This window comes from Streptococcus halotolerans (assembly GCF_001598035.1).
GTDB lineage: Bacteria > Bacillota > Bacilli > Lactobacillales > Streptococcaceae > Streptococcus > Streptococcus halotolerans.
In genome coordinates this window covers 1,142,507-1,167,515 of sequence record NZ_CP014835.1, presented here as the reverse complement: position 1 = coordinate 1,167,515, position 25,009 = coordinate 1,142,507, and the positions used below count along the sequence as shown (strand labels likewise).

18 protein-coding genes and 1 other RNA gene are annotated in these 25,009 nt (G+C 38.9%); 16 read left to right on the top strand and 3 right to left on the bottom strand.

The features are described 5' to 3' along the window. Positions 1-102: 102 nt before the first annotated feature. The 9 genes from A2G56_RS05095 (at position 103) to A2G56_RS05055 (ending at position 9,254) form a co-directional block, all read left to right on the top strand. Positions 103-819 (top strand): YebC/PmpR family DNA-binding transcriptional regulator, encoded by a 717-nt coding sequence (locus A2G56_RS05095; RefSeq protein ID WP_062709937.1) that lies wholly within the window; start codon positions 103-105, stop codon positions 817-819. Positions 820-1,239: 420 nt separating this feature from the next. Next, the gene (locus A2G56_RS05090) at positions 1,240-2,025 is read left to right on the top strand and encodes a transporter substrate-binding domain-containing protein (protein ID WP_062709934.1); all 786 of its coding nucleotides are present in this window, start codon (positions 1,240-1,242) and stop codon (positions 2,023-2,025) included. Between the two features lie 830 nt (positions 2,026-2,855). After that, positions 2,856-3,281, top strand: coding sequence for a PTS sugar transporter subunit IIA domain-containing protein (locus tag A2G56_RS05085; RefSeq protein ID WP_062709931.1), 426 nt, complete (start codon positions 2,856-2,858; stop codon positions 3,279-3,281). Between the two features lie 21 nt (positions 3,282-3,302). Continuing rightward, on the top strand, positions 3,303-3,794 hold the full coding sequence (locus tag A2G56_RS05080) for a PTS sugar transporter subunit IIB (RefSeq protein WP_062709929.1): 492 nt from the start codon (positions 3,303-3,305) through the stop codon (positions 3,792-3,794). 21 nt (positions 3,795-3,815) lie between these two features. Next, complete coding sequence (locus A2G56_RS05075) at positions 3,816-4,625, top strand: PTS mannose/fructose/sorbose/N-acetylgalactosamine transporter subunit IIC (RefSeq protein ID WP_062709927.1); 810 nt, start codon at positions 3,816-3,818, stop codon at positions 4,623-4,625. Further along, complete coding sequence (locus A2G56_RS05070) at positions 4,622-5,449, top strand: PTS system mannose/fructose/sorbose family transporter subunit IID (RefSeq protein ID WP_062709924.1); 828 nt, start codon at positions 4,622-4,624, stop codon at positions 5,447-5,449. Before A2G56_RS05075 ends, A2G56_RS05070 begins: the two co-directional genes overlap by 4 nt. 352 nt (positions 5,450-5,801) lie before the next feature. Beyond that, on the top strand, positions 5,802-7,445 hold the full coding sequence (locus A2G56_RS05065) for a sensor histidine kinase (protein ID WP_062709922.1): 1,644 nt from the start codon (positions 5,802-5,804) through the stop codon (positions 7,443-7,445). Next, positions 7,438-8,199 carry a response regulator transcription factor gene (locus tag A2G56_RS05060; RefSeq protein WP_062712458.1) on the top strand — a complete coding sequence of 254 codons (762 nt, stop codon included), beginning with the start codon at positions 7,438-7,440 and terminating at the stop codon, positions 8,197-8,199. Before A2G56_RS05065 ends, A2G56_RS05060 begins: the two co-directional genes overlap by 8 nt. A 23-nt stretch (positions 8,200-8,222) precedes the next feature. Beyond that, complete coding sequence (locus A2G56_RS05055) at positions 8,223-9,254, top strand: extracellular solute-binding protein (RefSeq protein ID WP_062709919.1); 1,032 nt, start codon at positions 8,223-8,225, stop codon at positions 9,252-9,254. A gap of 1,095 nt (positions 9,255-10,349) precedes the next feature. Here A2G56_RS05055 and pbp1a read toward each other — a convergent pair. Both pbp1a and recU read right to left on the bottom strand, forming a co-directional pair. Next, positions 10,350-12,596 carry a penicillin-binding protein PBP1A gene (pbp1a, locus tag A2G56_RS05050; RefSeq protein ID WP_062709916.1) on the bottom strand — a complete coding sequence of 749 codons (2,247 nt, stop codon included), beginning with the start codon at positions 12,594-12,596 and terminating at the stop codon, positions 10,350-10,352. Position 12,597: 1 nt separating this feature from the next. Then, on the bottom strand, positions 12,598-13,197 hold the full coding sequence (gene recU, locus A2G56_RS05045) for a Holliday junction resolvase RecU (protein WP_062709914.1): 600 nt from the start codon (positions 13,195-13,197) through the stop codon (positions 12,598-12,600). Between the two features lie 78 nt (positions 13,198-13,275). Between recU and A2G56_RS05040 the strand changes: the two genes are divergently transcribed. From A2G56_RS05040 to A2G56_RS05020, 5 genes are all read left to right on the top strand, one after another. Continuing rightward, entirely contained in the window at positions 13,276-13,794 is a 519-nt protein-coding gene (locus tag A2G56_RS05040) for an SLOG family protein (protein ID WP_062709912.1), read from the top strand. A gap of 125 nt (positions 13,795-13,919) precedes the next feature. After that, complete coding sequence (gene gpsB / locus A2G56_RS05035) at positions 13,920-14,273, top strand: cell division regulator GpsB (protein ID WP_062709910.1); 354 nt, start codon at positions 13,920-13,922, stop codon at positions 14,271-14,273. A 14-nt stretch (positions 14,274-14,287) separates the two neighbouring features. Then, positions 14,288-14,660, top strand: an RNA gene (gene rnpB, locus A2G56_RS05030) — RNase P RNA component class B. 69 nt (positions 14,661-14,729) lie between these two features. Beyond that, on the top strand, positions 14,730-15,887 hold the full coding sequence (locus A2G56_RS05025) for a THUMP domain-containing class I SAM-dependent RNA methyltransferase (RefSeq protein ID WP_062709908.1): 1,158 nt from the start codon (positions 14,730-14,732) through the stop codon (positions 15,885-15,887). 11 nt (positions 15,888-15,898) lie between these two features. Next, positions 15,899-17,392 (top strand): cell division site-positioning protein MapZ family protein, encoded by a 1,494-nt coding sequence (locus A2G56_RS05020; RefSeq protein ID WP_062709906.1) that lies wholly within the window; start codon positions 15,899-15,901, stop codon positions 17,390-17,392. A 41-nt stretch (positions 17,393-17,433) separates the two neighbouring features. On the opposite strand, the gene A2G56_RS05015 is transcribed toward A2G56_RS05020, so the two are convergent. Next, positions 17,434-17,916, bottom strand: a complete 483-nt coding sequence (locus tag A2G56_RS05015; RefSeq protein ID WP_062709904.1) for an S-ribosylhomocysteine lyase — start codon at positions 17,914-17,916, stop codon at positions 17,434-17,436. Between the two features lie 150 nt (positions 17,917-18,066). Here A2G56_RS05015 and A2G56_RS05010 point away from each other — a divergent pair, with 150 nt between their 5' ends. Together A2G56_RS05010 and A2G56_RS05005 are read left to right on the top strand one after the other, a co-directional pair. Beyond that, complete coding sequence (locus tag A2G56_RS05010; protein WP_062709901.1) at positions 18,067-19,677, top strand: ribonuclease Y; 1,611 nt, start codon at positions 18,067-18,069, stop codon at positions 19,675-19,677. Between the two features lie 909 nt (positions 19,678-20,586). Beyond that, the gene (locus A2G56_RS05005) at positions 20,587-24,759 is read left to right on the top strand and encodes an IdeS/Mac family cysteine endopeptidase (RefSeq protein WP_062709899.1); all 4,173 of its coding nucleotides are present in this window, start codon (positions 20,587-20,589) and stop codon (positions 24,757-24,759) included. Positions 24,760-25,009 lie beyond the last annotated feature (250 nt).

Here is a 25,009-nt window from a genome sequence, read left to right as displayed (position 1 = left end):
TCATGAATGAATTTTACGAAATCATGTCAAAGTGCTATAATGGTAGAGTCATTGGTTCTCATACTGAGGCCAAAATCATAACAAATATAAGAGGTGAATCCCATGGGACGTAAGTGGGCAAATATTGTTGCAAAGAAAACAGCTAAAGATGGTGCAACATCTAAGGTTTACGCTAAATTTGGTGTTGAAATTTACGTAGCTGCTAAGCAAGGTGATCCAGATCCTGAGACTAACTCAGCACTGAAGTTCGTTATCGACCGTGCTAAGCAAGCACAAGTACCAAAACACGTTATTGATAAAGCGATTGATAAAGCCAAAGGTAACACTGATGAAACGTTCGTAGAAGGTCGTTACGAAGGTTTTGGACCTAACGGCTCTATGATTATTGTTGATACTTTGACCTCAAATGTTAACCGCACGGCAGCTAATGTTCGTGCAGCATACGGTAAAAATGGTGGTAACATGGGTGCTGCTGGTTCTGTATCATATATGTTCGATAAAAAAGGTGTCATTGTTTTTGCTGGTAATGATGCTGACGCTATTTTTGAGCAGTTACTGGAAGCTGATGTCGAAGTGGATGATGTGGAAGAACATGAGGGAACCATCACTGTTTACACAGCACCAACTGACCTTCACAAAGGACTTGAAACTCTTCGTCAATCAGGTATTGAAGAATTCCAAGTAACAGAGCTTGAAATGATTCCACAATCTGAGGTAGTTCTTGAAGGTGAAGACTTAGAAATCTTTGAAAAACTTGTTGAAGCCCTTGAAGATGACGATGATGTTCAAAAAGTTTACCACAATGTAGCAGATTTCTAATAAAGGAAGGCTGCTTCAACTTTTTTATCTTATTTGAGAGGAAAAATTCTCAGAAAAAGATTAAGTCAACCGTTCTAAGAGTTTGTTTTTTCTATCATCAAGTGCAACCAAAATAGTACAACTAGGCTATTCTATTAGTAGAGCACATCCACTAGATTTTCATAAACCAACATCGAAAAGTATTGCCTATTTGCAATGCTTTTTTTGTGGATCCTAGTCCCGTTCTTGCTTTAGGTTACGATAGATGCTCAATGTCTCTCCCGTTTAGAAGCTTTATTGGTATCCTGAGCGTTTCAGATTTCTCTTTTGGTTATAACTCATTTTGATAACTTATCATAACAAATAAGCATTAGTCACTTTCTTTGAACTTTGTTATGATATCAACTAAACCTATGATAATAACAGAAATGGAGATTGTCTATGAAGAAGCTATTTTTAGGATTAACGATTGTGACTGGTTTAGCCATATCGCCTTTAGCACAGGCCAAAGAAAAAGAGGTAGTTGTAGCAACAGCGGGAGATATTCGGCCATTTTCTTTTGAGAAGAAAGGACAGCTGACAGGATATGATATTGAGGTTTTAAAAGCGGCAGACAAGTTGATGGATGACTATCGTTTTGCTTATAAGAAGACTAGTTGGGAAAGTATTTTTGTTGGTTTAGACAGTGGCCATTACCAAGTCGCAGCCAATAACTTGAGTTATACCAAAGAACGTGCGGATAAGTATCTTTATTCTAAACCGATTGCAACCAATCCACTAGTTCTTGTGAGTCCAAATAATGCTAAAGTGAATCAACTCAATGATATAGGTGGATTAAAGACACAGGATGATACAGGGACATCAACAGCTAAATTAGTGTCAGATTGGAATAAGAAGCATAAAGATAATCCTTCAACAATTGATTATTCTGGTGAGGATGTCTCCAAAAGGTTACTGGACTTGGAAAATGGTGAATTTGACTACTTGATCTTCGATAAAATATCAGTTGAAACCATTATAAAACAGAAAAGTTTGGATTTATACGTTACTGATATTAAGAGTAACGATAATCCAAATAATTACATTATGTTTGCAGAGGATCAAGATGCCCTACAAAAATCTTTTAATGGTGCTTTAGAAAAACTTCAAGATTCAGGCAAATTAAAAGAATTGAGTAAAATCCATCTAGGTGGTAACTACCTTGCTCCTTCCAAAACCAATCGTTAGACAAAGCTATAAAATAGCCCCTGCCCCTCTAATAGAGACAGAAAGATAGCCTAAGTAGTAATAGGTTTGTGTTTCTAGTTCTTAGGCATTATGATAGAAGTGTTTGTCGGAGTTTCTATTTGAGAGTGGCAGTGTTGGTAAAGTTATCTTTTTACTTTTTCTTAAGTTTAATACGAGTTTCCAAAGAAAAAAACAAGGCAGTGCTTAACTAAAGTCATTGTCTTTTTTGCTTTTTTGGTAATGCTAGCAGACTATCTGATAGCTTACACTTTTCAAAAATCAAAAGCAGACGTTGTTGACGTGATTTGATGAAGGTCAGTTCTATCTGTATCGACGTTGTCTAGTCTCTTTTTGATTTTATTGAGTATTTAATGAGATGGAGTCCGAGTAGTTTTTTGGTGATTGGTTGTTTGCAGATTTTGCCTTAGAAAAGAAAATTCCTTGTTGCACTTGACGGCTATCATCAAGTCATTCTTGCTTTTTATGGTCAGTAAATTTATGGGAAAAGAAACCTTCTGATGGTCTGCTCTGTTGATTAACCAGGCGAGTGACTTACTTTAGGGACGATAATGCTAAGCCTTAATACTTACCCAAAAGTTGCTAAGCGCAACTGCTAAAAGATAGCAGATTCTGGTTTTTTAAGTCTTATCATCGAGACGATTGACGTCAGGAGTTGAAATGACTAAGGGTGAAGAATAAGAGTTTTTGTGGAGAATAGTCCACATTTCATCAAGGATTGGTCATGGTAAAAACGCTTACATTTGTTACAATAAAGGCATATTAATACATCTCACAAATATTTTAGAATTGTGTTTTAGAAGGAGGAAGCTATGAAGCGACGTTATTTAATCGCAAGCCATGGTCGTTTGGCTAGTGGGCTTCAACATTCATTGGAGGTCCTAACAGGACGCGGCGAAGAGTTCGCGGTGATTGATGCGTATGTAGATGATAGTGATTATACTGAAGTTTTAGTAGGGTTCGTTAATCAACTACATGAGGATGAACAAGGGCTTATTTTTACTGATTTACTAGGGGGAAGCGTGAATCAGAAGGTGGTTCAAACATTGATGGATAACCCTAAAGACAATGTGTTGTTAATCTCAAATATAAACCTAGCCACTATTTTGTCCTTAGCTTATGCTAAACCAGATGAAGCACTGACCTTGGAAGATATTCATCAAGTCGTTGCAGAATCACAAGTGACGGCTGTTGATTTAGCATTGAATAACAATGACGAAGCTGATTTTTTTGACTAATATTAAAACGAGGAGAAGAAAATGATTACACAAATTCGCGTAGATGATCGTCTCATTCATGGACAAGTTGCAGTTGTCTGGACTAAGGAATTGAACGCTCCACTATTAGTGGTTGCTAATGATGAAGCAGCAACCAATGAAATTACTCAAATGACCTTGAAGATGGCAGTTCCAAATGGGATGAAATTGCTTATTCGCTCAGTAGAAGATGCTATCGCTGTTTTCAATGACCCACGTGCTAAAGACAAACGTATTTTTGTCATTGTCAACACTATCAGAGATGCGACGGAAATCGCTAAAAAAGTACCAAGTGTAGAGACAGTGAATGTAGCGAATGTCGGTCGCTTTGATAAGTCTGATCCTGCTTCAAAAGTAAAATTAGCTTCTAGTTTATTGTTGAATCCAGATGAACTTGAGGCAGCTAAGGAATTGGTTAGCTTATCTCATGTAGACTCTTATAATCAGATTTTACCGACAAATACTAAAGTCAGCTTAGCACAATTGTTAGGCTAGAAAGAGAGAGGTTCATAATATATGTTAATACCTGCAACTATGGCAGCGTTAGCTGTTTTAATCTGTTTTGGAGGGAACTATTTAACAGGTCAGAGTATGATGGAGCGTCCGCTTGTTGTTGGTTTAGTGACAGGCTTGCTACTAGGTGATATGAAGACTGGTATTTTACTTGGTGCTTCTTTGGAAGCGCTGTTCCTTGGAAATGTTAATATTGGTGGTGTTATTGCCGCAGAGCCTGTAACGGCAACAGCAATGGCTACAACCTTTACCATTATTTCAAACATTGATCAAAAAGCGGCAATGACTCTAGCGGTTCCTATCGGTATGCTAGCAGCCTTTGTTGTCATGTTCTTGAAAAATGTTTTCATGAATATTTTTGCACCAATGGTCGATAAGGCAGCAGCAGAAAATAATCAACGAGCTTTAGTTGGCCTCCATTATGGAACGTGGATTATCTATTATTTGATTATCGCTATGATTTCCTTTATCGGTATTTTAGTGGGAAGTGGACCAGTAAATAGTTTTGTTGAAAATATTCCTCAACCATTGATGAATGGTTTGAGTGCAGCTGGTGGCTTGCTTCCTGCGGTTGGTTTTGCCATGTTGATGAAGTTACTTTGGTCTAATAAACTAGCTGTCTTTTACCTATTAGGCTTTATTTTAACCGCTTACTTGCAACTACCTGCAGTAGCAGTAGCTGTATTGGGTGTTGTTATCTGTGTCCTAGTGTCACAACGTGACCTTGAACTTGATGCCGTTAGCCGAGGTGTTAATCAAGTTGCTACTAGTTATGATTCAAAAGAAGCTGAAGAGGAGGACTTTTTTGCATGAAATCTCAAGAAAATCTTACTGTTGAAGAGAGAAAAATGTTGCGATCAGTCTTTTGGCGCTCATGGACGATGAATGCCAGTCGTACAGGTGCGACTCAATACCATGCTATCGGTGTTATCTATACCTTGTTACCAGTGATTAATCGTTTTTACAAAACGGATAAAGAAAAAGCCGAAGCTATTATCCGCCATACAACTTGGTTTAATGCTACCATGCATATAAACAATTTCATCATGGGCTTAGTAGCTTCTATGGAAAAGAGAAATAGCGAAGATCCTAACTTTGACCCTAGTTCTATTACAGCTGTCAAAGCTTCTCTTATGGGACCTATCTCAGGTGTTGGTGATTCCTTTTTCTGGGGAATTCTACGTGTTATAGCTGCAGGGATCGGGATTTCAATAGCTAGCACTGGTTCTGCTATGGGGGCTGTTATTTTCTTACTTCTTTACAATGTTCCTGCCTTCTTAGTACATTATTACAGTCTTTATAGTGGTTATTCTGTTGGGGCTAATTTCATTAAGAAATTATATGAATCTGGCGGTATGAAAATCGTCACTAAAACATCAAGCATGTTAGGTTTGATGATGGTTGGGTCAATGACCGCTTCCAGCGTTAAATTCAAAACCATTTTGACAGTCTCAGCGAAAGGTGCTAAGGAAGCTGCTGAAATTCAGACTTATCTTGACCAATTATTTGTGGGTATTGTACCGTTAATTGTAACATTTGGTGCCTTTTGGTTACTTCGTAAAAAGGTTAATATCAACTGGATCATGTTTGGTATTATGTTACTTGGTATTGCTCTAGGTTTACTTGGTATTTGCTAATTTAATATGGTAAACGTTTGGGGTTTTAATCTCAAACGTTTTTCTCTGACTAAGATGGTATCATATCAACTAAGAAAATATGGCAAGGGACTTTTCAGACTAGGCCCTCCCTTGTTAGAAAATTAGTAAAGACCAGATTATCTCAGTTGATAAGGATTTAAAAGGTTCTCGATACTTATCAGTCAAAGTGGTGTTTAAGGAGTGATGAAAGAGTGGTCGGAAGCGGTTTCTCTGACTTGAACAGAAAATAGCCATGAAAGCAATAGGAAACACCAGGAAAAGGTGATTCACCATTTCACTGTTAATTTGCTATAATGAATGTGGAAGCGTTTCAAACTAAGGTGGAAAGTTTATGGAAGAAAAGTTTAAACTGACGTTACAAGAAGACATTGTTAAGCATTTTTCACGTCAGGCACTATTGTTATCGGGGATTTTAATTGCCTTGTTCTCATTTTTTGCGCTTGTTCCACAGCAATATGGTATTTATCGTGATTCTAGACTAATCTCAAAAACCTACGACAAGTTTGTGACGCATCACGAGCACTTGTTGCGAGATCTTAGTCAAGGGTCTATCCAACAATACCTCTCGGATAAACCAGTTGAACGAGACGTTTATCGTGATTTTTATAGTGCAAGGTCTTCGACGACAGTTCGATCAAATCTACTTGTTTTCAATGCTGAACAAGATCTCCAGCTGATGACAGATAATCAGCTAACGCCTTTAGCTCAGTCACTACAATTAAAATTGGTGATGAAACAGAGTATTGAGACCCCTATCAAGTCTACAGTTATTATAGATGGAGAGGGAAACCACTATCTTGCAATGATTGCTACGATTAAGGCGGCGAATCGCTTAGTTGGTTATTCGGTCTTATTAATTAATGGCGACGATTTTTTGACTTTGTTAAAGTCATTAGATTCTCGATACCTTATTTTTGATGAGTATCAGTCACCGTTTTTGAGTAATAGTGACAATTTTATGACGGGGAGTTTAGGAAAGGTTGATGAAACAATCCTGACCAAGCGGTTAATCTTTTCTAAGCAAAAAGCCTATCTGAGTCAAACCTCTTCGTTATCGCCTTCAATGACAGTCACTGTTTATCGGCAATTGCTCCCTATAACGGCGATGTTGATATTCGCCATGTGCTTATCAGCTAGTATTTTTGCTGTTTTGTTATGGCAATCGAAACAATTAGGAGATAAGATTGCGACTAAAAATTCGGTAGCGATTGAAACGTTGGTGTCAGAGATGGAGGCGGTTTCAAAAAGTGAAAAGAAAAGCATTGACTTAAAGACAGAGGACGAGTTTAGCTATTTGGCAGATCAGATGAATCAGATGATCCAGCGTCTCTACCAATTGAGTCGAAAGGCTTTGCTATTGGAAAAGGAAAGGCAAACCTTTGAAAGGCGTATGCTTGAAGCGCAATTTCATCCGCATTTCCTCTATAATACTTTGGAAACCATTTTAATCACCAGTCAATTTGATCCTAAGTTGACTGAAACGATTGTTCTTCGTTTAACGCGATTGTTGCGTTATAGCCTTAACCATGACCATCAACAAGAAACAATTGCTAATGACCTAGCCATTGTGGAGTCTTATTTGCAAATCAATCAAGTTCGTTTTGAAGAGCTGAGTTATCAGCTGACTTATGATGATAATGTCAAGGAGATAAGGATTCCTAAATTAGTCTTATTGCCTCTTGTGGAAAATAGCATCAAGTATGGCTACCGTTACCGCCATGACCTTGTTATTCACATCCATGTCAAAAAAGAATCGGGTTATCTGTGGTTGAGCGTAGAGGATAATGGGCCGGGGATTAGTGAAGATCGCCAGCAACAACTATTGGCTAATTTACAGACAATGGATAGCCATCATGGGGTTATTAATTCCTATCGTCGCTTGGTTCATCAATTTCATGATGTTGAGCTTCAATTCAATCGTACAGACCTCGGATTTGGGATCACATTTAAGGTAAGGGAGGATAATGGTGTATAAATTATTAATCGTAGAAGATGAACATCTCATTCGGAAGTGGCTCAGGTATGCACTTGACTACGACAGTTTGGGAATTATTGTGGTTGGGGAAGCCAAAGACGGGCAAGAAGGTGTGAAGCAAATCCATCAATTGAAGCCTGATATTGTGTTAACAGATATCAATATGCCGATCATGTCTGCTTTTGAGATGTTCGAAGCCACGAGAGACCTTAACTATGAAAAAATTATCTTATCTGGTTATGCTGACTTCAGTAACGCTAGAGAAGCGCTCCATTATGGTGCGGTTGAATTTTTAACGAAGCCTTTAGATAAAGAGGCCTTGTTCAGCTGTCTTGGGAAAATCATCTCTCAATTACGAGAAAGAGAAAAGGTCACTAGTCAAACGATTAGCCAAAGCTATGTCGATCTCCCTGTATTAACAGATAATATGCCTGAGGCTGTCGAACTGGTTGTCACCTGGATTCACCAACACTATCAAGAAAAAATAACAATTGCGCAAATGGCTCATGATATTGGCTATAGTGAAAGTTATTTGTATAATATGATCAAAAAATATTTACAGACGACGATTAACGACTACATCAATCAATATCGGATAAGTATGGCAATTCAACTCTTAATGGACCAGCCTGATAAATTGGTTTACCAATTGGGAGAAGAAGTCGGGTATAATGATTACCGCTATTTTGATCGTGTCTTTAAAAAATATGTCGGTATGACCGTCAATCAATTTAAGAAACGCCACACTGTATAACCATAGAGGAAGGGAGGCATAGATTGCGTAGACCAACATTACTTGTTAAGCTAATCAGCATAGTTACCCTACTGCTGTTACTGGGAGTTTTCGTCGTCCAACATGGCTATTTGTCATCAAAAAGCTATACGAAAACATCAGCTTTAACCATATACTCTCCTAACAGTCCGACATTGCTGCGAGAGATGATTCCAGCTTTTGAAAAAAAGTATGGCATCAATGTCAAGCTTGTCGAAAATGGGACAGGTGAATTGATGAGTCAGATCCGACAAGGTTTTGAAAAAACACCAGATGTTTTTTTTGGAGGTATTTATACGCAATTTACCAATAATGAGGACTTGTTTTTACCTTATCGATCAAAAGCAGTAGTTAAATTATTAGAAGATTATAGAGATTCAAGTGTGATAGCGACGGCTTATACGATTAATGGCAATGTCTTATTAGTAAATAAAGATTTAACCAAGGATATGACCATTGATAGCTATCAAGACTTACTCAATCCCGAATTAAAAGGTAAAATTGCTTACGCTGATCCAAGAAGCTCGTCCAGTGCTTTGTCTCAATTGACGAGTATGCTAATGGCTAAGGGTGGTTATGAGAGTGAGTCGGCATGGTCATTTGTTAAGAAATTGACTGATAACTATGGCGAGGTTTCTCCAACAAGTTCTTCGGCTGTTTATCAATCGGTCGTTGATGGAAAGATGGCCGTTGGCTTAACTTATGAGGCTCCCAGTTTGAAATTAGTAGAAAATGCTGCTAACGTGAGTCTTGTTTATCCTAAGGAAGGCACCGTTTTTGCACCGTCTTCAATGGCGATTTTAAAAGGAGCCAAGAATCTTGAAAATGCTAAATTATTTATAGATTTTATGGTATCCAAAGAAGCACAGGATGCTTTAGGAAAATTAACCACCAACCGCCCTATTCACAAGGAAGCTAAACTGAATCCGAATATGCAACCCTTAGAAAACATTAAAACTATTAAAGAGGACTATGATTATGTCACCAAACACCAATCGATGATTCTTGAGCGTTATGCTAAGCTGGTTCCTAAATGATAGCTATAGCGTGAACAAGGAAACAAATCTTGTGCCAAAGGATTTCTCAATTGCTTTGTGTCTAAACGGCTTCTAAATATTTCAGAGTTAAGAAAATCAGGTTCAACCTACCGACAAAGTGTCATCATTGAGATGCTACCTTATCGAAGGCAGCTAATTTTGCTATTCATTGCAATATGATCATTGCAAAAGCTGCTCGGTTTTACATCCTTAGACGATGATAAAGTCTTTAGGCAGCTTAGGTAGTGATATTAGTTAATATGTTGAAATATCGCTTTCGGCAAAGACGTCTTTTGTTTCAGTAAAACAGGACCGAGTTATGACTACCCGTAGTTTTTAAACTATTCTTTTTAGATGAGGACTCTGGCAAACTGCGCTTGCTAGTACAGTCATTCAACCTTGTCAGATAATTGGTTTTCAGTAAACCCCATGACTCTTGGGTAACTTTTCGTTGAATAGTGTTGAGCCATGACCCAGTGACTTCAGAAACAACAGAACAACAAAGCCGTTTGCATAGATGACAGAAGATAGTGAGCTAATTGCTGATAAAATAGAGTCAATCTACACTATTGTCAAAAATTCCAAGGACTCATAGGAATTACAATTTGCGAAAAGCAGTGTGAACTTTAACGGATTTAAGGCAAGCCACTATCAAATCAAAGCAGCCCTATATTAAAATCAAATGATAGGGTTGAACGGTTCTGATATTCTTTAATTCTTGATAAAAAATAACGTATTGATATTGAAAAGAAGCCGACCAAATTGATATGATTGTGCTAATGTTTAACAAAATTCAGAAATAGCGGCATTATAATGTTATGACACAATAACTCATCCCTTCCCAACTATAATCTTTTGAATTAAGGTTAAGACATCGTCACTTTCGCCTTGCCCTACTCAAGTGTTGCTCGCATCTCAATTATTTGTCTCAACGTTAGTTCATTCGACTATAAAATCGAGTGTACAAAGAGACCGCATCACCGCTATTTTTTGATAGAGACCGCATCACCGCTATTTTTTGATTTGGAATAAGGATAAATATAAGGCCGTTGTTAGATTAAAAAAATACTAGACCAATTGGTCTAGTATTTTTTGTTAGTTTCCATTTCCACCAGTGGCTGGTTGATTAGCGCCACCATTGGTGCTGTTACTGTTTCCTTGACCGTTACCTTGGATAGCGTTTGATTGCTCAGTATTTGGTGAAGGTGTATTGCCGGTATCTTGAGATGGTCCTTCTGATGAACTATTGGATGTTGAACCATTTTCAGTAGTATTCTCAGTATTGCTAGAATTATTTCCTTCTGTGGTGTTACCATTGGTACCAAAGCCGTTACCGCCAGTTCCATACGGATTAGAGTAATAGTTTCGACGTCCAGTGTAGCTATTTAGATAAACATAACTACCGTTACGGTACAAGCCATCTGGCATGAGCCAGTCTTCACTGTAACCGCCGGTGATATAGGACATCATCGTCTTATAGACATCCGTAGCTGTATTAAGCATACCTCCATAAAGAGGGGTAGAACGATTTTTGTAACCAGTCCAAACAGCCATAGCGTATTGACTGGTATAGCCGACAAACGTTTCATCAGGAGCCATTGTACCCACAGCGCTATTATAGATGCCGGTTTCTGCTTCGATCTTGGCTAATTCATCATCTGAATATGATGAGGTTCCTGTTTTACCAGCTTGGTATAAACCGCTGATGGCAGCGTTTGTCCCTGTACCATATGAAAGGACCGATTTCATCATGTCAGTCATCATATAGGCTGTAGTAGCTTTCATAGCACGTTTACCAGGTGCTGTGTAATCCTCTTTGGTTCCATCATTAAACTCAATACGATTGATATACATTGGCTCGTAATAAGTCCCACCATTAGCAAATGCCGAGTAAGCAGCAGCCATTTTTTCACTGCTAGCACCATATTTTTGGTCAGAACTGCTTGTATTACTTGAAATCGCATTAGAATAATGTAGTTCAGGATAATTGATGCCAAGGCCTTTCAAAAAGTTCAACGAATTTTTTAATCCAACCTTTTCGAGAGCCTTAATGGCAGGTACGTTACGTGATTCCTGAATGGCACGTTGAATGGTCATATTCCCATTATATTTACGATCCCAGTTATATACCTGTTGGTCAGTGCCTGGCCATGTGTAGTAGGTATCTTGAGTGTTGGCAGAAGTAGCTGAGTAAACACCGTTCTCAATAGCTGGAGCATAATCCGTAACAGGTTTCATTGTTGAACCCCAATCACGATCAGTTAGCACAGCTTGGTTACTTCCCAGAGATACATTGTTTTGGTGGCGCCCCCCTAGTTGGGCAACGACAGCCCCATTGGTAACATCCATAACGGTAGATGCTACTTGGAATTTCTCATCTGGGTAGTACACATAGGTATCTGAATTGTAAATATCCCAGAGGAATTTTTGGAAATCAGAATTGATATTGGTGTAGACTTTTAAACCAGCCGTGTAGACGTCTTTACCTGTTTTTTCTTTTACCTGTGAAATAACTTCTTTGAGGTAGTTGTCATAGTATGGTTCATAGCTAGCTTCTTTTTTCAAGGTTTGCAAACCATCATTTACAGGAGTTGCAATCGCTGTATCATACTGTTCTTTATCGATTTTTTTCAACTCATACATCTCTGAAAGAACTGTATCTCGCCGTTGTTTGGCCATTTCAGGATTGTTATAAGGGTCGTACTGACTTGGTGCTTGTGGAATACCAGCCAACAAAGCAACTTGGGCGATGGACAGGTCTTTTAGGTCCTTGCCAAAATACGACTTAGCAGCTGTTAGCATACCATAGTTACCATTTCCCATATACACTTTGTTGATGTAGAAGGTTAGGATTTCTTCTTTAGTATATTCTTTCTCCATCTTGTAGGCCAGCCAACCTTCTTGGGCTTTACGCTTAAGGTTTTGGTCAGACTTATTGGTTGAAAAATAAGCGAGTTTGATCAATTGCTGGTCAAGGGTTGACCCCCCTTGGGTTGTACTACTTGTTAAGTTATTCCAAGCGGCCCCCATAATCCGATAGATGTCGATACCACGGTGCGCGAAGAAACGATGGTCTTCAATAGAAGTGATCGCATTGACCAACTCAACAGGAATATTATCAGCTGTAACGTTCTCGCGTTTTTCGGCTCCTAAATCGGCAATAAGATTGTTGTCGCTATCGTAAATGAGGCTAGACGTAGTGGATTTTAACTTAGCTTCAGATAGTTTTGGAGCTGTGCTCGCATAGAAGGTGAATAGAAGACCTCCAATGACAACTCCTGAGATAGCAAGGCCAGCAACCCCTAATAGGATATACTTAGCAATTTTTGAAATGTTATTCATTCTAGATTCCGCCTAAAAAATTTTGTTCAATAATGTCAAGATAAGGAACTTGAGGGAAAGTTGATAGTTTAATAGCATAGCCATGTTCTTGAATATAATCTAATGGCATGGATCGTTTACCTCCTTCGGCTTGATAAAATGCAATCAAGTGGCTTGCAGGTAAATAGTAGGTTTCCTTTAATGTTGAAAAATGCATTAACACAAAACAAATCCCTTTCTGGTCGATGACATTCTTCATATGATTAATCTGATGATCATGGAAATTTTTCAAAGGCATGGCTGTCTTTTGTCTAGTTTCTTTAGCTTCAAAGTCAATGTAATGACCCTTATAAACACCAGAATAATCTGTTGTTGATGCTTGCCTAAAATACGCTTCGACAATTTTGGCTCGACTTCTTTTGGGATAATCAACCTTAACAATCTGCACCGGTGTCGGTTTCTTATGGATAACAGCAACACCATGCGTTAGGTAGTAGTCATTGGTTGCGTTGATAGCGGTTTCAAAAGACATCCCTCGATTGGCAAAATTAATGTTGGATTCCTTTTTCGAAGAGGATAAGTGCCGTGTTTTTTGAGAAATCCTATGAGGATAGTTAACCATATTTCTCCTAAAATCTTTTAAATAATGGTAAGATAAACACGTATCATTATATCATATTTTTGAGAGGACAACAAAATTATGACCACTCTTTTAGTGTCTGGTTATCGCAGTTTTGATTTAGGAATTTTTAAGGAAAATGATGAACGCATTGCCGTTATCAAAAAAGCCATCAGACGAGACTTGGAGCGATTTTGTTCGGAGGGATTGGAGTGGCTTATTTTTACAGGTGAGTTAGGGTTTGAGTATTGGGTTTTAGAAGTCGCTAAAGAAATGAAGGAAGATTATGATCTGAAGTTAGCCACCATATTTTGTTTTGCCAATCAAGGTGACAACTGGAACGAAGCCAATCAGATGAAATTGTCAGCCTTTAAACAAGTTGACTTTGTTAAATATAGTTTCGATGCTTACGACAATCCTGGTCAATTCAAGCAATATCATCAATTCTTACTTGCCAATACCGATGAAGCTTATTTATTTTACGACAGTGACAATGAGACAAACTTAAAATATTTATACCGCATGATGCAGGAATCTGATTATAAAGTTAATCAGTTACGATTTGATGACTTAAATGACATTGCTATGGAAAATGAATAACAAATCCCCTGATAATGGGGGAAAATACTTGCTTTTTAGTTTTAAATTCTGTATTATATTTTATGATTGAATGATTATTTTAATCGTATTTTATCAGTAGAATGACGAGTGTTGGAGACGAGAGAATGACCAGTATTATTAATACCCCCAAAAAAATCTTTGAAAAAGAATTTAAAACGGCTATGCGTGGCTATGACAAGCGCGAAGTTGATGAGTTTCTAGATGATGTGATTAAAGACTACGAGGCTTATGCTAGTTTAGTTGAGGAGCTGCAATCAGAGAATGACCAGTTAAAGGCTCGTTTGAAAAAAGTCACTTCTCAACCGCAGGCTAGTCGAGCTGCAGGGGTTAGTTTAGCGCAGAGAGGTGCTGTTGGTGGTTTGCAAAATCGTGCGGACAATCCGGTGACTAATTTTGACATCTTGAAGCGTATTAGTCGATTAGAAAAAGAAGTTTTTGGAAAACAAATCACGGAATAGATTATTCCTGTGTAATTTTCGGATAATCGCGTAGTATAAGAATACTATGAGGAAAGTCCATGCTAGCACTGGCTGTGATGCCGGTAGTGTTTGTGCTAGGCGAAAAAATAAGCCTAGGGACGTGTCGGTGATACGTTACGGCAGGTAAAATGGCTAAGTTCTCTGGATATGCCTCAGTAACCTTGAAAGTGCCACAGTGACGAAGTTTTTAGGGAAACCTAAAAAGTGGAACGCGGTAAACCCCTCAAGCTAGCAACCCAAACTTTGGTCGGGGCATGAGATAGCTGGAAGACGAACAGAACTATCTTAACTGCTTTAGCAGTAGACAGATGATTATCGAGGAAGTTGGTTCCTAGTCAGCTTCTGAACAAAACATGGCTTATAGAAAATTACATAATAGGTTTAGCTAGCTTAGGCTAGCTTTTATTTAACAGTAAAAAAGTGAAAGAAGTAAAAATGAAAGAAACATTTGAATTGATCGCTACAGCAGCAGCTGGACTTGAAGCAGTTGTGGGACGTGAAATCAGAGACTTAGGAATCGAGTGTCAAGTCGAAAATGGCAAAGTTAGATTTCAGGGAACTGTCAAGACTATTGTAGAAACTAATCTATGGTTACGTGCTGCGGACCGTATTAAAATCGTGGTTGGACAATTTCCAGCTAGAACCTTTGAAGAATTGTTTCAAGGTGTTTATGGCTTAGATTGGGATCATTATTTACCACTAGGTTCGACTTTTCCGATTTCTAAAGCGAAGTGTGTTAAATCGAAACTTCATAACGAGCCGAGCGTTCAAGCTATCAGTAAAAAGGCTGTTGTCAAAAAACTTCAAAAAATTTACCATCGTCCTGAGGGTGTTCCCTTGATAGAAAATGGACCTGAATATAAAATCGAAGTTTCTTTATTAAAAGATATTGCCACTGTTATGATCGATACAACTGGTTCGAGTCTTTTCAAACGCGGTTATCGGGTAGAAAAAGGTGGTGCTCCTATTAAGGAAAATATGGCAGCAGCTATCCTGATGCTAAGTAATTGGTACCCCGACAAACCTTTAATTGATCCAACCTGTGGGTCTGGGACATTCTGTATAGAAGCAGCTATGATTGGGATGAACATCGCACCAGGTTTTAATCGAGATTTTGCTTTTGAAAATTGGTCTTGGGTATCTAAGGACTTAGTTCAGGAAGTTCGGGATGAAGCAGAATCAAAGGCTAATTATGATATTGAACTGGATATCACTGGTTCTGATATCGATGGTCGTATGGTTGACATTGCTAAAAAGAATGCAGAAGAAGCTGGACTGGCAGATGTTATCAAATTGAAACAAATGCGTCTTCAGGATCTAAAAACTAATAAAATCAACGGAGTTATCATCTCAAATCCACCATACGGCGAGCGACTTCTTGATGACAAAGCTATCGACATCTTGTATAATGAAATGGGTCAAACCTTCGCGCCATTAACGACTTGGAGCAAATTTATCTTGACCAGTGATGAAGCTTTTGAAACCAAGTATGGTAGCTTAGCGGATAAAAAACGAAAATTATATAATGGTACTTTAAAAGTTGATTTGTACCAATATTTTGGCCAACGTGTCAAACGAAAAGAGGCTAAATAGAGAGGACTTGTATGACCAAAGAAAATGATAATCTAGACTTTGATAAGGCTAAAGATTTAACGGTTGGTGAAGCTGTCAGAAAAGATGCGGAAATCAAAGCGGGCATAACAGACGAAGATAGTATCTTAGATAAGTATATTAAGCAGCATCCTGATGAGGTCGCATCTCAAAAATTTGAGACTAGAGAAGTTAATTTAGAAGACCTAGATACGGCGACTTTGGATGACTTTATTAAAAAACAACGCGCAGAAGTTGAACATGACTCGATTGATTCAGAATCTGATTTAGCGGCTTCAGAAGTAAACGCTGATATGGAAACAACAGCGGCAGTTATGTCATCATCAGACTTGGGAGATAATAATGCTGACGAGCAGGCAGCAGTTGCTAGCATATCTGCAGAGCCTGAAGATGATTCTATTTTGAAAGATTCTAGTGACTTGGATGACAAACCTTTTTATAAGAGGAAGGTCCCTATTTTAGTAGGTTTGTTATTACTCCTTTTAAGCGTTTTTGGAATCAGCTATGGTGTCAACCAATTTAATAAAAAAGAGGCTGCTTCAAGCCCTTCGACAGCTTCAAGTAGTAGCCGCAAAGCGTTGGATGCATCTGGTAAACATGCCACGGCTCAATCGATTAAGGATAACGAAGCTTTTGGAGAAATGTATGATGGTTTCTTTACCGACGACAAGGCCGTTAAACTTAAAAATAGTGAGTTTGGGAAACTTCCTGAGTTAGAAATAGCGCTTAAAAAACTAGAGGGTACAAAGTTTTATGATGCTGCTAAAGAAAAATATGATAACTTGAAGGAGCAAATTGATGGTATTCAAGCTGTCAATGCCAAATTTGACAAGGCAGTTATTGTCGATGGGGAGTTAGTTGATTCAGCCAAACCTAAGGCGGATGCTAATTTTGATGATTTATCAGTTGGAACCTTAAACACAGGTAATGCAAGTTTGGATAATTTATTGCAAAAAGCTGTCAAAAAAGGCAGAGATGAATTAAAAGGTGTTAAGGATAGTAGTGCTGCTGAAGCAGAAGCTAGTCGTCAATCAAGTGTTGCTGCTAGTGAAAGTGCATCAAAAGCCGCTGAAGAAGAAGCTGCGGCTGCTTCTCGAACAGAGAGCCAAGCTGCTGCGCCATCTCAAAACAATCAAGAAGCTGCCCCAGCAGCACCTGTTGCGCCATCCTATGGTATTTCCGGTTACGATGCCGCTAGCTTACAGCGAAATCTCAGCCGTGTTCCTTATAATGAAGCAGCCATTGCTGATTCTGGGAATGCTGCCTGGAACTTTGCTCCTGGTGTTTTAGAGACTGTTGTTGGGAAAGCCCAAGCCCGCGGCAATATTTCCGGAAACAACTATATTCTTGAACGTGTTAATATTGTCAATGGTAATGGTTATTACAACATGTTCAAACCAGATGGCACCTATCTGTTCTCGATTAATGCTAAAACAGGTTACTTCGTTGGTAATAAACCAGGAAATGCGGATAATCTTGATTATTAAGTTTATAGAAAAAAAGAGGGAGTTCCCTCTTTTTTGTTATTCTAAACGACATGACGCTCAAAAGCGTTGTCAGAAATCCCTTTTTCTAAGATGACTTTTGCCCATTCTTTAGCAGAAAAAAGGCTATGGTCTTTATAGTTTCCACAAGATTCAATGGTTGTACCAGGGACATCATCCCAAGAAGTAACGTTGGCAATTTCTTCTAGCGATGATTTTATCACTTTAGCGACTTCAGTGGCTTCTTGTCTGCCCCACATAATCATGTGAAAACCTGTTCGGCAGCCAAATGGGGAACAGTCAATCAAACCGTCCATTCGTTCACGGATGAGTTTGGCTAATAGATGTTCGATGGTGTGTAACCCAGCAGTTGGGATAGCATCTTCGTTTGGTTGAACCAATCGGATATCGAAATTGGTAATAACATCACCAACTGGACCGGATTCTTCAGAAATAAGCCTTACATAAGGTGCCTTAACGATGGTGTGGTCAAGTTCAAAACTTTCAACAATAACTTCTTTTGACATAAGCGCCTCCAATTCTTTTTATATGCTTATCATATCATAATTTGGTAGAGAGGTCTTTCGCTGATTTTCCATTGTGAAAAGACTTAAAATATGATAAACTTAAAAGTGGTTTTGACTATATTAAAACCTTAGAATTTTGAGGTAAATAAGATGTTAGGAATTGTTGTTTTAACATTGATTTTTGCCCTCATTGGTTTAGCTGTTGGTTACGCTATCATGACGATGAAGATGAAATCTTCAAAGGAAGCAGCGGAATTAACATTGTTAAATGCTGAACAGGATGCTGTTAACCTGCGCGGAAAGGCAGAGATGGAAGCGCAAGCGATTCGTAAAACAGCTGAGAGAGAAAGCATTGCTCATCAAAAAGAGCTCCTTCTAGAAGCAAAGGAAGAAGCAAGAAAATATCGAGAAGAAGTTGACCAGGAATTTAAAGCTGATAAACAAGAGTTGAAAGAAAGAGAAAATCGTTTAACCGAACGTGCTTATTCGCTCGACCGTAAGGATGAAAATTTAGCTATAAAAGAAAAAACACTCGAATCTAAAGAACAAAGTCTTTTTGATAAATCTAAACATATCGATGAACGCGAAAATCAAATTAGCGAAATAGAAGATGAAAAGCGTGCCGAACTGGAACGTGTTGGTCATATGACCATTGCAGAAGCACGTGAAGTTATCTTGATGGATACGGAATCTAAGTTGACGCATGAGATTGCAACTAAGATCCGTGAAGCAGAGCAAGAAATAAAAGATAAGTCGACTAAAATTGCCAAAAATTTGCTTTCCCAAGCTATGCAACGCATGGCTGGCGAGTACGTTACAGAACAGACTATTACGACGGTTCATTTACCAGACGACAGTATGAAAGGTCGTATTATTGGACGTGAAGGTCGCAATATTCGTACCTTGGAAAGTTTAACAGGTATTGATATCATCATAGATGATACGCCAGAAGTGGTTGTTCTGTCTGGTTTTGATCCTATTCGTCGCGAAATTGCAAGAATGACTCTGGAAGCCTTGATTGCTGATGGTCGTATTCATCCGGCTCGAATTGAGGAACTTGTTGAGAAGAATCGTCAGGAACTGGATAATCGTATCCGTGAATACGGTGAAGAAGCCGCTTACGAAATCGGTGCTCCCAACCTTCATCCTGATTTGATTAAAATCATGGGACGCTTGCAGTTTAGGACATCATACGGACAAAATGTCCTTCGTCATTCAGTTGAGGTTGGTAAACTCGCTGGTATCATGGCTGGTGAACTGGGTGAAAATGTATCGCTTGCTCGTCGTGCTGGATTCTTACATGACATGGGAAAAGCCATTGATCGTGAGGTCGAAGGAAGTCATGTTGAGATTGGTACAGAATTTGCTCGCAAATATAAAGAAAATCCAATCGTTGTCAATGCAATTGCAAGCCATCACGGTGATGTCGAACCAGATAGTGTTATCGCCGTTCTAGTTGCAGCAGCAGATGCTTTGAGTTCCGCGCGACCAGGTGCGCGAAACGAATCGATGGAAAACTACATAAAACGCCTACGTGAATTAGAAGAAATTGCCTCTAGTTTTGATGGTGTTCAAAATAGTTTTGCCTTGCAAGCTGGACGTGAAATCAGAATTATGGTTCATCCTAAGAAATTAAGTGATGATCAGGTAACAACTCTGTCACATAAAGTTCGGGAAAAAATTGAAAGTAACTTAGATTACCCAGGAAATATTAAGGTAACCGTTATTCGAGAATTCCGTGCTATTGACTACGCCAAATAAAAAGGCTTTGTCGATTGTAGAGGGATTATATCAACTAAGAAGAGAATCAAATATGGTTCTCTTTTTTTGTTTGTTTAAAACGGTGATCGTTTTAAAGTGCTTAGCAATAAAGCATATCGAAAAAATTCTCTAGTTCATCATTTCTTAAGAATGTTGATTCATTCAGTAGTTACGTTAAAGGACACTACTTAGTTTTCGATATTAAGTTGACGGTCTTTGGTCGTTTGTTTTTAGTAAGTTGTTTAATTTCTTTCTAATAAAAATCCCTTATTAGAAGATTTGTACGATATTTTATCGGCATTAATAAGGAATGTCACAATAAGTTCTTTTAAGGTCGATGATAGGTGGGGTCAAAATCATGCTGGCAGACTTATTTTGGCAGGTAAACACTTTCTTATAACGAAGAAGTACCAGTCGATCCTGATTTTTACCTCAGAATAAGTTTCTGATGAAGCGCGTGTGCAATGACGAGAGAAGAATTTAGGTGGAGTTCAAGTAGGGTTTGAACTTTGAAGTTTTGGTGAGTTGAATCACTGAGAGATTTCAAATATTTGAAATGTAAGGTCTAAACCTTAATATTTTAAGCTCATTGGAGGAGATAGCACTGAAATTTAGACCTTATATCTATTGGTGAAGTACCTTTTCTAGCCTTTATAACAAATGCCTATCAGTATCGTATTAACCAAAGACACGTTATAGCTGTTGTACAAAAAGTGTGCCTTTTAGCTTGTTATCACTGCCATATAATAGTTTACGAAGCCGTATTGATGGCAGTTCGGTTAATGTTTAATTGTTGCTATTTTTAATTTATGTGTTTTTTGTGTAATTTTATTATATTTTTATTGCATCTATATTCTAATATGTTATTCTAAATGATGGAAAATGTCTAAAATTGGAGGAATATGTGTTATGTATAATAAATTAGTTAAACATAAAATTGGACACTTTAGAATGTGGAAATCAGGTAAACAGTGGCTATTTGGAGCAAGTGTTTTAGCTATACTTGCAGTTGGAAGCGCTACCCCTGCATTAGCAAACGAAACGGAAGCAACCGGAAATCTTTTGGCTAGCGGAAATAATGTAGGGCAGGCTACCTTGGTTCAAGAACAAGAAAATCTTGTTCCAGAAGTTTCACCAGAACCAGAAGTTACGTCAGAATCAGAAGTTACACCAGAATTAGAGCAGTTAAATTCTGAGACAAGCAGTGAAGCAAGAGAGGTTTCCCCTGACTCAGCACAAGAAATGGATAATAGCTCGTCGGTTGCAACTCAAGAACCTCTTGCGGATGCTTCCTCTGCTACCACAACGACTGTTGAAGAAGTTGTATCGAAACCAGAGCCTTTGAAATCAGTTAAAGATAGTTATACACCTCCAATAATATCAGAGAGTCAAGAATGGACTCATGGAGTGTCGAGGCCGAATAAGGATGAATTGACATGGCAGAAAGAATATTATCAAGGTTACTACACAGCGCCTTATAAAGACGGCAGTCAACTTTTTGATGCCAATAAAGATTATACTGCAAATAGTGGTGACTTTGGACTTTGTTCAGCAGGTGTAGCAGCTAATATGCTTCATTGGTGGCTAGCTAATAATAAAGAGTATGTGGACAAATATCTAGAAGAATCTGCTACAAATGGGGTTGTAACACCAGATAATTATAAACCAATTGATTTGCGAGAGCATCGGAACTATGAGGGAGGACATAAAAGTCAACTATTTGACTTGTTTAAGACTTATTTTTCAAAATCTGTTTATACTCATAGAGTACTAGATCTATTTTTTAGTGGCTATCCAGATGCCCGTAAATATGAAGTGAATAATGAAGCTAATTATCGAGAAAGAGAAACAAAAGGGACGTTGGACCAACGTGGTGGTTTCTTCAAAGATGTTTTTGGACAGAAGCTACTCACTAGCCGAGAAGAAGTGAGCGACCTTGTATCTCTTGGTAGCAAGATTAAACAGGCTTTGAGGGTAAAAAAAGCTTTGGCGGTGGATTATCTGTTCAATAAGTACAGAGGACACATTGTTAACGTTTGGGGAGCTGAGTTTGATAACAGTGGCAAACTAACGGCACTCTATGTAACGGACACAGATGATCATACGGCTGTGATTGATGCTAAAGATGGCAAACCTTTACAAAGCTTAAAACGTTACACAGTTGTTGATAGAGACGGAAAAGCCTATATTACTAATAATTATGACGGTAGTAAAGGTGTTGCTATTAGAAACCTATACACCTTAGATTTAGGTGAGCAGCAGTGGAAGGATTATTTTGCAAAAAGCAAAGAAGAGAGCGACAAGGCTGTTTCAACCCCAGTCGCTCCAAGTATTCCAGAAACACCTCGTTCAACAGATACTCATATAGGTCCTAAAACAGAGTTGAAAGTCTCTAGAGGTAACGCTGAAGATACCTCAACAGCTCGCGTTGTACCATCAACTGATTCTAATGTAGCAATTGGCTCTAAGACAGTTCTCGTTTCACCAGTTCCAACTGATACTCCAGACCAATCCAAGACAGACATTGGTACGAAGCCGGAGCTAAAGATTCCGATCAAGACTAATGATTCAGAAACTGACATGGAAATCCCACGAATCCCAGAGATTCCACGCTCTACGGCTACTCAAATAGGACCCAAAACAGAATTGAGAAGTCTGAGTCCAGCTGCATCTACTCCAGAATTTCCAAGTATTTCGGAGATACCTCGTTCAACAGATACTCATATAGGTCCTAAAACCGAGTTGAAAGTTTCTACAGGAAACACCGAAGATACCTCAACAGCCCGTGTTGTTCCGTCAACTAATTCCGATGTAGCAATTGGTTCTAAGACAGTACTTGTTTCACAAGTCCCTACTGACGCTCCAGACCAATCCAAGACAGAAATTGGTACGAAGCCTGAGTTGAAGATTCCAGATACCTCACGTTCGACTGATACTGAAGTAGGTCCTAAAACAGAATTGGAGAGTATGGCCCCATCTGCTTCAACTCCAGAATTTCCAAGTATTCAGGAGACACCTCGTTCGACTGATACGCAGATAGGCCCTAAAACGAAGTTGAAAGTTTCTGCAGGTAACACCGAAGATACCTCAACAGCCCACGTGGTTCCGCCAACTGATTCTAATGTAGCAATTGGTTCTAAAACGGTGCTTGTTTCATCAGTTCCAATTGACACTCCAGATCAATCTAAGACAGACATTGGTACGAAGCCTGAGTTGAAGATTCCAGAGGTTCCCCGTTCGACTGATACGCAGATAGGCCCTAAAACGAAGTTGAAAGTTTCTGCAGGTAACACCGAAGATACCTCAACAGCTCGCGTGGTTCCATCAACTGATCCTAATGTAGCGATTGGTTCTAAAACTGTGCTTGTATCACAAGTTCCTAATGTTACTCCAGATCAATCCAATACAGAAATTGGTACGAAGTCTGAGTTGAAGATTCCAGAGACGCCTCGCTCAACTGATACTGAAGTAGGTCCTAAAACAGAATTGAAGAGTATGGCCCCATCTGCTTCAACTCCAGAAGTTCCAAGTATTCAGGAGACACCTCGTTCGACTGATACACAAGTAGGTCCTAAAACAGAATTGAAGAGTATGGCCCCATCTGCTTCAACTCCAGAATTTCCAAGTGTTTCGGAGACGCCCCGTTCGACTGATACTCATATAGGTCCTAAAACGAAGTTGAAAGTTTCTACAAGTGATACCAATGATTCGTCAACAGCTCGCATGGTTCCATCAACTGATTCTAATGTAGCGATTGGTTCTAAAACTGTGCTTGTTGCATCAGTTCCAACTGACACTCCAGACCAATCTAAGACCGACATTGGTACGAAGCCTGAGTTGAAGATTCCAGAGGTTCCCCGTTCGACTGATACGCAGATAGGCCCTAAAACTGAGTTGAAAGTTTCTGCCGGTAACACCGAAGATACATCAACAGCCCGCGTGGTTCCATCAACTGATTCTAATGTAGCGATTGGTTCTAAGACAGTGCTTGTTTCACAAGTCCCTACTGACGCTCCAGACCAATCCAAGACAGAAATTGGTACGAAGCCTGAGTCTAAGATTCCGATCAAGACTAATGATTCAGAAACTGACATGGAAATTCCGCGAATCCCAGAGATTCCACGCTCCACGGCTACCCAAGTAGGTCCCAAAACAGTATTAAAAAGTCTGAACCCATCTGTTTCAGCTCCAGAAGTTCCAAAAACCTCTCGTTTAACGGATACTGAAATCGCTTCTAAAACCAAGTTGAAGGTCTCTACCGGCAACACCAAAGACACATCAACAGCTCGCGTTGTACCATCAATCGATTCAGATCTGGCGATAAGTACAAAGAGCGAAATTAGTTCAAGTGTTACCCCAGAGACTCCTTTCTCGCCTGAGATCGGTCAAAAACCTGAATTGAAAGGCCGTTCAGATAACGCTGAAGCTTCATCAACAACCCGCGTTGTACCACAAGCAGATTCGGAAGTAACGATTGATGCCAAAAGCGAGATTGTTCCACAAGTTCCTATGGATACTCCAGATCAATCAAGGACAGAAATCAATACTCAGTCTGTATTGACTCCTGATTCACCAGTGACAGATAATACTGGTTCTGATTTAGCAATAGGCACAAAGAGCGAAATTAGTTCAAGTGTTATCCCAGAGACTCCTTTCTCGCCTGAGATCGGTCAAAAATCTGAGTTGAAGAATCCAGACAAGAATCATAAGTCAGTATCTGACACTGCTAGTCCACGGATTCTAGAGACACCTCGCTCCACTTCGACACAAGTTGGACCAAAGACAGAGTTGAACTCTGTGTCACCAACAGGTGATGATGCTTCTGAAGCACGAGTGGTTTCTTCTAGAAAAGAAGAACGCGTTGGTGCGAAAAATGCATCTGAGACAAATTATGAGTTAACCAATAATAAAGCAGCAGACAAGAATCAAACGCAGCACCAATCAGGTAGGCTTGTTGTGAAAAAAAATCGAAAAAATGTGGAAGATTCCCATTTGCAAGATGCTGTTCATTATTGCAGTGTGGCTCTAGTACTTCTCTTAGGAAGTATCTGGGGTTTGAGGAAGTTAAAGAAAGAAAAATGAGTCACCATCTTTCGCTAAAAAAGTAGTAAATGAAAATGAGTCAATGTCTCTGTAAAGTCTATTTCTCAAATAAAGCTCTCCTTGTCACTTGTAGTATCTCATAGAAGAGGAATGCAATCTAAGTGGCTCACTGTCAAGTGGACAATATTATGAAAAATTAGGCAGCGGCCTTGTTCCTTATATCCATAAGGGAAAGGTCGTTGTTTTTTGATGGTTTTGGACGTTGAAAAAAGATGCCGGCATCACTATT

Bases quoted from the DNA above. Each gene is read 5' to 3' on its own strand.
- A2G56_RS05095 (WP_062709937.1), top strand. From the start codon at position 103: ATGGGACGTAAGTGGGCAAATATTGTTGCAAAGAAAACAGCTAAAGAT.
- A2G56_RS05090 (WP_062709934.1), top strand. From the start codon at position 1,240: ATGAAGAAGCTATTTTTAGGATTAACGATTGTGACTGGTTTAGCCATA.
- A2G56_RS05085 (WP_062709931.1), top strand. From the start codon at position 2,856: ATGAAGCGACGTTATTTAATCGCAAGCCATGGTCGTTTGGCTAGTGGG.
- A2G56_RS05080 (WP_062709929.1), top strand. From the start codon at position 3,303: ATGATTACACAAATTCGCGTAGATGATCGTCTCATTCATGGACAAGTT.
- A2G56_RS05075 (WP_062709927.1), top strand. From the start codon at position 3,816: ATGTTAATACCTGCAACTATGGCAGCGTTAGCTGTTTTAATCTGTTTT.
- A2G56_RS05070 (WP_062709924.1), top strand. From the start codon at position 4,622: ATGAAATCTCAAGAAAATCTTACTGTTGAAGAGAGAAAAATGTTGCGA.
- A2G56_RS05065 (WP_062709922.1), top strand. From the start codon at position 5,802: ATGGAAGAAAAGTTTAAACTGACGTTACAAGAAGACATTGTTAAGCAT.
- pbp1a (WP_062709916.1), bottom strand. From the start codon at position 12,596: ATGAATAACATTTCAAAAATTGCTAAGTATATCCTATTAGGGGTTGCT.
- recU (WP_062709914.1), bottom strand. From the start codon at position 13,197: ATGGTTAACTATCCTCATAGGATTTCTCAAAAAACACGGCACTTATCC.
- A2G56_RS05040 (WP_062709912.1), top strand. From the start codon at position 13,276: ATGACCACTCTTTTAGTGTCTGGTTATCGCAGTTTTGATTTAGGAATT.
- gpsB (WP_062709910.1), top strand. From the start codon at position 13,920: ATGACCAGTATTATTAATACCCCCAAAAAAATCTTTGAAAAAGAATTT.
- A2G56_RS05025 (WP_062709908.1), top strand. From the start codon at position 14,730: ATGAAAGAAACATTTGAATTGATCGCTACAGCAGCAGCTGGACTTGAA.
- A2G56_RS05020 (WP_062709906.1), top strand. From the start codon at position 15,899: ATGACCAAAGAAAATGATAATCTAGACTTTGATAAGGCTAAAGATTTA.
- A2G56_RS05015 (WP_062709904.1), bottom strand. From the start codon at position 17,916: ATGTCAAAAGAAGTTATTGTTGAAAGTTTTGAACTTGACCACACCATC.
- A2G56_RS05010 (WP_062709901.1), top strand. From the start codon at position 18,067: ATGTTAGGAATTGTTGTTTTAACATTGATTTTTGCCCTCATTGGTTTA.
- A2G56_RS05005 (WP_062709899.1), top strand. From the start codon at position 20,587: ATGTATAATAAATTAGTTAAACATAAAATTGGACACTTTAGAATGTGG.